Origin of the sequence: Labrys sp. LIt4 (assembly GCF_017813775.1) — a bacterium.
Taxonomy (GTDB): domain Bacteria; phylum Pseudomonadota; class Alphaproteobacteria; order Rhizobiales; family Labraceae; genus Labrys; species Labrys okinawensis_A.
Genome location: NZ_JAGIPY010000063.1, coordinates 1 through 374, shown reverse-complemented (window position 1 = coordinate 374; position 374 = coordinate 1). Strand labels below are relative to the sequence as shown.

Annotated in this window: 1 protein-coding gene; it reads right to left on the bottom strand. The window is 71.4% G+C overall.

The window, feature by feature from the left end:
- Window positions 1-374: peroxidase family protein (locus J8I29_RS29710; RefSeq protein ID WP_348536216.1), on the bottom strand; the 374-nt coding region annotated here is incomplete at both ends.

The following is a 374-nucleotide window of genomic DNA, read 5'->3' as shown; positions in this document are numbered from 1 at the left end:
ACCGGCTCGAGCACCGCAAAGGCGTCGACATCGGTCTGCTCCTGGCTCGCATCGGTGCGGCCGGGCGCGAAGGGCACTGCCACCTCCTGGCCGGCCTTGCGGGCCGCCTGCTCGACCGCGGCATTGCCGCCCAGCACGATCAGATCGGCCAGCGAGACTTGTCTGCCGCCGGCCTGCGCCGCGTTGAAGCCCTGCTGGATCTCCTCCAGGACACCGAGCACCCTGGCCAGCTGCGCCGGCTGGTTGACCTCCCAATCCTTCTGCGGGGCCAGGCGGATGCGGGCGCCATTGGCCCCACCCCTTTTGTCGGAGCCGCGGAAGGTCGAGGCCGAGGCCCAGGCGGTGGAAACCAGCTCGGCGGTCGACAGGCCCGA